Annotated in this window: 10 protein-coding genes and 1 pseudogene; 6 read left to right on the top strand and 5 right to left on the bottom strand. The window is 64.8% G+C overall.

Annotation, left to right across the window (positions count from 1 at the left end; translation table 11 throughout):
* From EN991_RS40905 to EN991_RS16350, 5 genes and pseudogenes are all read right to left on the bottom strand, one after another.
* Positions 1 to 160, bottom strand: a pseudogene (locus EN991_RS40905) (nuclear transport factor 2 family protein); the annotation flags it as partial.
* A complete protein-coding gene (locus EN991_RS16365) occupies positions 157 to 801 on the bottom strand; it encodes a carbonic anhydrase (RefSeq protein ID WP_013528988.1) in 645 nt (214 codons plus the stop codon). The gene EN991_RS16365 and the pseudogene EN991_RS40905, both read right to left, overlap by 4 nt.
* A gap of 148 nt (positions 802 to 949) precedes the next feature.
* The gene (locus EN991_RS16360) at positions 950 to 1,720 is read right to left on the bottom strand and encodes a DUF429 domain-containing protein (protein WP_013528989.1); all 771 of its coding nucleotides are present in this window, start codon (positions 1,718 to 1,720) and stop codon (positions 950 to 952) included.
* Positions 1,717 to 2,601: a pyridoxal kinase PdxY gene (gene pdxY / locus EN991_RS16355; RefSeq protein WP_064995967.1), complete on the bottom strand. Its 885-nt coding sequence runs from the start codon at positions 2,599 to 2,601 to the stop codon at positions 1,717 to 1,719. Before pdxY ends, EN991_RS16360 begins: the two co-directional genes overlap by 4 nt.
* Positions 2,602 to 2,614: 13 nt before the next feature.
* Positions 2,615 to 2,866 (bottom strand): hypothetical protein, encoded by a 252-nt coding sequence (locus tag EN991_RS16350; protein WP_013528991.1) that lies wholly within the window; start codon positions 2,864 to 2,866, stop codon positions 2,615 to 2,617.
* Positions 2,867 to 3,029: 163 nt separating this feature from the next.
* Between EN991_RS16350 and EN991_RS16345 the strand changes: the two genes are divergently transcribed.
* From EN991_RS16345 to EN991_RS16315, 6 genes are all read left to right on the top strand, one after another.
* On the top strand, positions 3,030 to 3,668 hold the full coding sequence (locus tag EN991_RS16345) for a LemA family protein (RefSeq protein WP_013528992.1): 639 nt from the start codon (positions 3,030 to 3,032) through the stop codon (positions 3,666 to 3,668).
* Positions 3,669 to 3,845: 177 nt separating this feature from the next.
* Positions 3,846 to 4,697 carry a YgcG family protein gene (locus tag EN991_RS16335; protein WP_013528993.1) on the top strand — a complete coding sequence of 284 codons (852 nt, stop codon included), beginning with the start codon at positions 3,846 to 3,848 and terminating at the stop codon, positions 4,695 to 4,697.
* Positions 4,698 to 4,701: 4 nt separating this feature from the next.
* Positions 4,702 to 5,598, top strand: a complete 897-nt coding sequence (locus EN991_RS16330; protein ID WP_127369137.1) for a YgcG family protein — start codon at positions 4,702 to 4,704, stop codon at positions 5,596 to 5,598.
* An 8-nt stretch (positions 5,599 to 5,606) separates the two neighbouring features.
* Positions 5,607 to 6,245: a TPM domain-containing protein gene (locus tag EN991_RS16325; protein ID WP_027163695.1), complete on the top strand. Its 639-nt coding sequence runs from the start codon at positions 5,607 to 5,609 to the stop codon at positions 6,243 to 6,245.
* Between the two features lie 118 nt (positions 6,246 to 6,363).
* Positions 6,364 to 6,870 (top strand): GNAT family N-acetyltransferase, encoded by a 507-nt coding sequence (locus tag EN991_RS16320; protein ID WP_013528996.1) that lies wholly within the window; start codon positions 6,364 to 6,366, stop codon positions 6,868 to 6,870.
* Between the two features lie 112 nt (positions 6,871 to 6,982).
* On the top strand, positions 6,983 to 7,297 hold a 315-nt coding region (locus tag EN991_RS16315), incomplete at its 3' end, for an inorganic diphosphatase (RefSeq protein ID WP_206519209.1).

The raw sequence follows: 7,297 nt of genomic DNA, 5'->3' as shown, positions 1-7,297 counted from the left end.
GGTCGGACAGTTCCGTGCGGTCGGCGACCAGCAGCGCCGAATACCAGCGGCTGATGAGGGCACGATCATCGGCGCGGGCGGCAATAATCGCCAGCAGCAGTGCGGCCGCCACAAAAGCGACCGACCTGATGTTCACCAGCTTGCGCGCCGCCGCGTTCATCCCAGCTCCGGCCGTTCGAAATCGCCAGTCTCCTTGTTCATCGTCCAGAGTTCGCCGGTCGAGATATCGAACCAGGCCCCATGCAGCGACAGCCGTCCCTTGCCTTCGAGAATCGAGACGCAGGGAAAGGTTCTGAGGTTGGCGATGGAATAGCGGATCGAGATGCGCTCCAGCGCGGTCTGGCGCTCCGAAGCGGTCATGAAGGTGCTGGAGGAGACGGTTTCGGCCGCCGGCGCGATCAGGCTCATCCACTTGCCGATGAAGTCGCCCGGCGACAGCGGCGTGGAATTGGTGTCGAGCGCGGCCCGGATGCCGCCACAGCGGCCATGGCCCATGACGACGATGTTCTTGACCTTGAGGCTCTGCACGGCGAATTCAAGCGCCGCCGAGGTCGAATGGAACTCGCCGTCGGGTGCATAGGGCGGCACCAGATTGCCGACATTGCGCAGCACGAAGAGTTCGCCCGGCCCAGCGTCGAAGATCGCCTCGGGCGCCGAACGCGAATCGCAGCAGGCGACGATCATCGTCTCCGGCGCCTGGCCTTCGCGAGCGAGATCGCGATAGCGCCCGCTCTCGGTGAGATAGCGGCCATTCATGAAATTGCGATAGCCGGCGAGAAGATGTTCAGGGAGATGGGACATGGGCGGCGTCTGGAGCCTTTCCGAGTTGGATGCGGCAGCTCGTTGCGGTCTAGAGAGGCTCTAGCGGCAAAAGCCGGTCGCGAGCAATGCAGAATTATGAGGGCTGGCTAGAAATGCCATGCATCCAGCGCAACCGTGGCCAACAGCGTCACGCCCAGATGGCGACGGGAATGCCAAAGCTATCGCGGCCCGGCGGGTCGGGAAACGGCCGCGCCTCGCCGCTGGCGATGCGACCGGCGATCAGCGTCATCGCGGCTGCGTCGAGGAAGTCATCAGCGGCGGCACCGCGGGGCGGCGGCTGGTCGAGAAAGCCCTTATCATAGCCGAGCCGGCAGAGCAGCGCCTTGCGTTCCGCCATGCCGGCCGGATTGATGCTGCCCTTGATCTTCTTCGGCAGTTGCATGGCTTGATCGCCGTTCAAGCGGCAGAAAGCGACTTCCGGATGGGATTCGAACACGCGGCCGCGCAAATCGGGCCGCGCGATCAGCAGGGCGTCGATCTCGCGGATCTTGGCAAAAATGCCGAACGCCTGGATCGAGACGCCGCGCGGCGGATCGGATGTGGTCAGGGCCACCGCGCTTGCCCTGATGTGCGCGGCATACCAGGCTTCGATGGTGGTGAAGCCGTTGGTGTCGGCATAGAGCGCGGCACGGGACGGGATCGAGAAGACACTGGACTGGCGTGCCCCGAGCAGCGGCCGCACCAGGGCTTCGGGGCCGCGCCCGCCCTTGCCCGAAAAGCCGGGCAGGCCGATCGGCATGTCGACGGCGATGACAGCGTCTTCGGGAAGGGATGCGAGCAGGGCAGTGAAGGTTGCAAAGACACCGACCGACGGTGCCATGCCAAAAGTTCGTCGGACGGCGATCCAGCCGGCCTTGCAGCCATCGACGCCGACAAGTACGGCCTCAGTCGATGTCACGCCCGGCGGCCCCGCCCTGGATGTGTGAGGTGGCGAAGCTGGACCATCGCCATCGGATGCGACAGGCTCTGCGCATCGGTTTCTAGCTGCAGTTCGTCGCCGCCGCGCTTGGCAGTGCGTGCCAGGATCTCGTAGACCGCCGCCGTCGTCGATTGCAGCGCCTTGATCGGTGGCTGGCCGGACAGGATGCGTGCCAGGTAGACGGCCGCCGTCAGATCGCCCAGGCCGTTCGGCGGCTTGTCGATCAGGCGGTGTTCGGCGAGCAGCGCCTGGCTGCTATCGAGCAGGAGGTTGCCGGTGCCGCCCGTCATCATCGACGGCGCCGAGGTGACCAGCATGGTCGATGGCCCGGCATGCAGCGCCGCCGCGATCACCGATTTCATGTCTGGCAACGCGGCGCCGGCCATCCATTCCAGTTCGTAGCGGTTAGGGGTGGCTATGTCGGCGATCGGCATCAGCCGATCGCGCATGGCGATGGCGGTCGGTTCGGGCACATAGAGGCCGCCCGAATCACCCATCACCGGATCGCAGATATAGACGGCGCCGGGCGTCCTTGCCTTGACCGCGGCGACCAGCGAGGCGACGGCCTCGGCCTGGCCCGCCTCGCCGAGATAGCCGGACAGCACGGCGCCGACCTCACCCAGCCATGGCGCCCGCTCGAGATCGGCCATCAGAGCCTTGAACTCGTCGAGCGGCGGCACGATGCGCGTCGCGCGCCCATGGCCGGGATGCCAGGGCAAGATGACGGTCGGCACCGCCCAGACCGGGAACCCCAGGGTCTCCAGCGCAAAGACGGCGGCACGGTTGCCGACCGAGCCACGCGCGACATGGCTGGAAATGACGATGACCGCACGCGGCGCGTCGGTTTGTTCGGCGCTCATTGTCGTTTGATTCCTAACTGCCCCGGATGACGTAAAGCACGAGCCAGACCATCAGGCCCAGCGCCAGCAGCAGGCCCAGCGTGCGGCCAAAGCGGGTGCCCCAGACTTCGATCGGATCGGCACGATCGGCATCGGCCGCGGTGACGTGATCGTGCATGCCTTTCGCTGCCCGCGCTACAAACGAGTTGCCGGCCGGATCCGTCTCGCGCGCAATGCGCTCGAGGATACGGCGCGATTCCTTGTCGCTGTCCTGGCGTTCCGCCATGATGATGTCCCGTTTTGCCGGACCTTATCGCGTTCGCACGGCCAATCACAGAGCCTTGCAGCGGCACCGGGCGTGCCAGGCGAGGGGCTGCCGGCGCGGGCGGTTTTCTTGCGCGCTGATTGTGGTAATGCTTCGCGTGCAACTTCTACCGAGGGACCCCATCATGTTTGCCCAGCGCCTTGCCTTGCCGTCCACGTTCCGCACGCTGCCCGCCTTCCTGATGATGGCGATCGTGCTGCCGCTGCTTGCAGGCTGCGGCTATAACACCATCCCGACGGCGGAAGAAAATGCCAGGGCGGCATGGAGCGAGGTGCTGAACCAGTATCAGCGCCGCGCCGACCTCATCCCCAACCTGGTCGAGACGGTCAAGGGCTATGCCTCGCATGAAAAGGATACGCTCGACGCGGTGGTCGAGGCGCGCGCCAAGGCAACGCAGATCACGGTAACACCGGAAACGCTGAAGGATCCCGAAGCCCTCAAGAAGTTTCAGGATGCCCAGGCGGGGCTGACCAGCGCGCTGTCGCGGCTGATCGCGGTCTCGGAGGCCTATCCCGACCTCAAGGCCAATCAGAACTTCCTGGCGCTGCAGGCGCAGCTCGAAGGCACCGAGAACCGCATCGCGGTGTCGCGGCGCGATTACATCCAGGCGGTCAGGGACTACAATCTGACGCTGAGGACGTTCCCCTCGATGCTGTGGGCGACCTTCTGGTTCCGCGGCAACGAGCCCTTCGCCAATTTCACCGTCGCCGAAGACAAGATGCAGCCGCCGAAGGTCGATTTCGGCACGAAGCAGGGCGGGTGAACGTCCACTGTCATCGGAATAAATCCCCCGAAATGACGGGCTGCTGGCGTGCAAACACCCCCCTCTGTCCTACCGGACATCTCCCCCTCAAGGGGGGAGATTGGCAGCTTCGGCGCTGACGCCCATCTTGCGACGTTGAAAATTGGTGAAAGTGGAGATGGCGGCCAATCTCCCCACTTGAGGGGGAGATGCCCGGCAGGGCAGAGGGGGGCGCTCCGGAACGCAAGCCTAGGGTTCCTTTTCGCTCTTCTAAGCCTCCTCTTCCTCCCCTTCACCGCCCTCGCGGCCGATCTCCCGGCGCTGACCGGCCGTGTCGTCGACAATGCCGGCATCATCGACGCCGCGACCAGGGCGGCGCTGACCCAAAAACTCGCCGATTTCGAGACAAAAGGCTCCGACCAGATCGTCGTCGCGACGATTCCCAGCCTCGATGGCGAGGAGATCGAGCCTTACGCCAACCGGCTGTTCCGCTTCTGGAAGCTCGGCCAGGCGAAGGAAAACAATGGCGTGCTGCTGCTGGTGGCCCCGAACGACCGCAAGATGCGCATCGAGGTCGGCTATGGGCTGGAAGGCACGCTGACCGACCTGCACACCAAGCTGATCATCGAAAATGACATGGTGCCGGCCTTCCGCGCCGGGGACTTCTCGGGCGGTATCAGCAAGGCCGTCGACGACATGGTCATGGTGCTGGAAGGCAATCCGGAGGAGCTGGAGGCGCGCGGCGAGCGCAACCAGCAAGCGCCTTTCGATTCCGACGACCTGTTCTTCGCCGTCTTCATCAGCATCTGGGCGATCATCTTCTTCGGCAGCATTGCGGCTTCCGTGCTGCCGCCGATCTTCGGCCAGAAGCTTGGCCCCGGCCGCTACCGCTGGCTTGGCATGACCTTCGAGCCAAGCCGGCGATCCTCCAGTGGCGGCTGGTCGTCGGGGAGTTCCGGCGGCGGCTGGTCTTCGGGGTCAAGCGGCGGTGGAGGTTTTTCCGGCGGCGGCGGTTCGTCCGGCGGCGGCGGCTCGTCGGGAAGCTGGTGATGGCATGATGGTATCCAGCATCAGCCTGTCGAAACGCGACCGCCTCGCCTCGGCCGTCCTGATTGCTGCGGTCGTGCTGTTCTCCTGCGTCATGGCCTACGCGACCGACTTGCCGGCGCTGACCGGCCGTGTCATCGACAATGCCGGCATCATCGACGCCGCGACCAAGACGGCGCTGACGCGGAAGCTCGCCGACTTCGAGACGAAAGGTTCCGACCAGATCGTCGTCGCGACGATTCCCAGCCTCGATGGCGAGGAGATCGAGCCCTACGCCAATCGGCTGTTCCGCTTCTGGAAACTTGGCCAGGCGGGCGAGAACAATGGCGTGCTGCTGCTGGTTGCCCCGAACGACCGCAAGATGCGCATCGAGGTCGGTTATGGGCTGGAAGGCACGCTGACCGACCTGCACACCAAGCTCATCATCGAGAATGACATGGTGCCGGCCTTCCGCGCCGGGGACTTCTCCGGCGGCATCAGCAAAGCCGTCGACGACATGGTCATGGTGCTGGAGGGCAATCCCGAAGAACTGGAAGCGCGGGGCAAGCGCAATCCCGCCGATGACGGCACGTCCATCGATCCGATCTTTGCCGTGTTCCTGATGCTGTGGGCGACGATGTTCTTCGGCGGGATGGCGATGGCGTTCCTGCCGCCGATGTTCGGCACGAAATTGTCGCCGGGCGTGTACAAATGGCTGGGCATGACGTTTCGTTATGGCCGCGGGCCGAGCGGGTACTCGGGCACTGGCTGGACAACCGGTTCGTCGTCGGGCGGCGGGTGGTCTTCGGGTTCGGGCAGTGGCTGGCCCTCGGGGTCAAGCGGCGGTGGCGGATTTTCCGGCGGTGGCGGATTTTCCGGTGGCGGCGGCTCGTCGGGTGGTGGCGGTTCTTCAGGAAGCTGGTGAGACAGATCATGGCAACACGACCAATTAGCCCGCAGGATCATGAGCGCATCGCAACCGCGATCCGCGCCGCCGAGGAGAAAACCGACGGCGAAATCTACTGTGTCGTGGCGCATGCCAGCGACGGCTATTTCTTCCCGGCCGCCTTCATGGCGACCGTGTGCATGCTGATCGTCAGCCTGGCTGTCGGCTACGGTCTGGAGGCCTGGTGGCTGTCGATCCGGCTGCCGCATTTCGTCCTCGCCCAGCTCCTGGCGCTTGCCTGCCTGCTGGCCTTGTTGTGGGCGCTGCCCGGCCTGCGCATTCACTTGGTGCCGAGGCGGCTGCGCTACCAGGCGGCGCACGCCAACGCGATCAAGCAGTTCCTCGCCCGCAACGTCCACCGCACCACGGCGCGCACCGGCGTGCTGGTCTTCGTCTCGATCGCCGAGCGCTATGCCGAGGTGGTCGCCGATTCGGGTATCGACGCCAAGGTCGGCCAGCATGTCTGGGACGGCGTCGTACGCGACCTTACCGCGCATGCCGGCGACGACCGGCTTGCCGACGGCTTCGTCAAGGCGATCGAGTTGGTGGGTGCGGTGCTGGCCGAGCATTTCCCGGTCACTGCGGGCGACAGCAACGAACTCGACGACCATCTCGTCGAGATTTGAGCCTTTCCACAGAAGTCTTGAAGGCCCCTCACCAGCGCGGTGATCGCCTGTGAGAAAGCAGCCGGCTGGCCGCCCGGACCCTTGCAATCGGGCGATGCGGGTTTATGGTTAACAAATCATGAATACGCTGACGATCGACATCCGGAAAGCCGACCCGCGCGATGCCAGTGCCATCGCCGAGGTGCATCTGGAAGCCTGGCGCGGCGCCTATTCCGGCATCATTCCGCACCGGACCCTGACATCGATGATCAACCGTCGAGGCGCCGACTGGTGGGCGAATGCGATTCGCCGCGCCGCCACCGTTCTGGTCGTCGAAATCGGCGGCAAGATCGCCGGCTATGCGACGATCGGCAAGAACCGCGCCCGTGAACTGCGCCAGCAGGGCGAAATCTACGAATTGTACCTGCGCCCGGAATATCAGGGCATCGGGCTCGGCAGCCGCCTGTTTTCGGCGGCCAAGGCGCGGCTGGCCGATCACGGGCTGAAAGGCATGGTCGTGTGGGCGCTGGAGGACAACCAGAACGCGCTTGCCTTCTATGCCGGCGCCGGTGGCCGCGATGTCGCCGAGGGCGTCGAGATCTTCGAGCAGAAGGCGCTGAAGAAGGTCGCTTTCGTCTGGGAATGACAACCCGGCCTTTCGGCAATTGGGCGTTCCATTCGCACCCAGCACCATTCGCCGCATTGCACCATGACGCGCCGCCCGCTATCGATCGTCCATCGAGAGAGGGATTTAAGCCATGCGCATTGAAGCCATAGCCAGCGGAAAGAATCCGCCTGAGGACGTCAACGTCATCATCGAGGTGCCGATCGGCGGCGAGCCGATCAAGTACGAGATGGACAAGGAGGCCGGCACGCTGTTCGTCGACCGCTTCCTGCACACCTCGATGCGCTACCCCGGCAATTACGGCTTCGTGCCGCACACGCTGTCGGGCGACGGCGATCCGATCGACGTGCTGGTCTGCAACACGCGCGCGCTGGTGCCGGGCTGCGTCATCAACGTGCGGCCGATCGGGGTGCTGATCATGGAAGACAATGCCGGCCAGGATGAGAAG

Origin of the sequence: Mesorhizobium sp. M7A.F.Ca.US.005.03.2.1 (assembly GCF_003997795.1) — a bacterium.
Taxonomy (GTDB): Bacteria; Pseudomonadota; Alphaproteobacteria; order Rhizobiales; family Rhizobiaceae; genus Mesorhizobium; species Mesorhizobium ciceri.
This window is presented reverse-complemented; position numbering and strand designations above follow the sequence as displayed.

Coding starts and splice junctions, on each gene's coding strand:
- EN991_RS16365 (WP_013528988.1), bottom strand. CDS start 801: ATGTCCCATCTCCCTGAACATCTTCTCGCCGGCTATCGCAATTTCATG.
- pdxY (WP_064995967.1), bottom strand. CDS start 2,601: ATGAGCGCCGAACAAACCGACGCGCCGCGTGCGGTCATCGTCATTTCC.
- EN991_RS16350 (WP_013528991.1), bottom strand. CDS start 2,866: ATGGCGGAACGCCAGGACAGCGACAAGGAATCGCGCCGTATCCTCGAG.
- EN991_RS16345 (WP_013528992.1), top strand. CDS start 3,030: ATGTTTGCCCAGCGCCTTGCCTTGCCGTCCACGTTCCGCACGCTGCCC.
- EN991_RS16330 (WP_127369137.1), top strand. CDS start 4,702: ATGATGGTATCCAGCATCAGCCTGTCGAAACGCGACCGCCTCGCCTCG.
- EN991_RS16325 (WP_027163695.1), top strand. CDS start 5,607: ATGGCAACACGACCAATTAGCCCGCAGGATCATGAGCGCATCGCAACC.
- EN991_RS16320 (WP_013528996.1), top strand. CDS start 6,364: ATGAATACGCTGACGATCGACATCCGGAAAGCCGACCCGCGCGATGCC.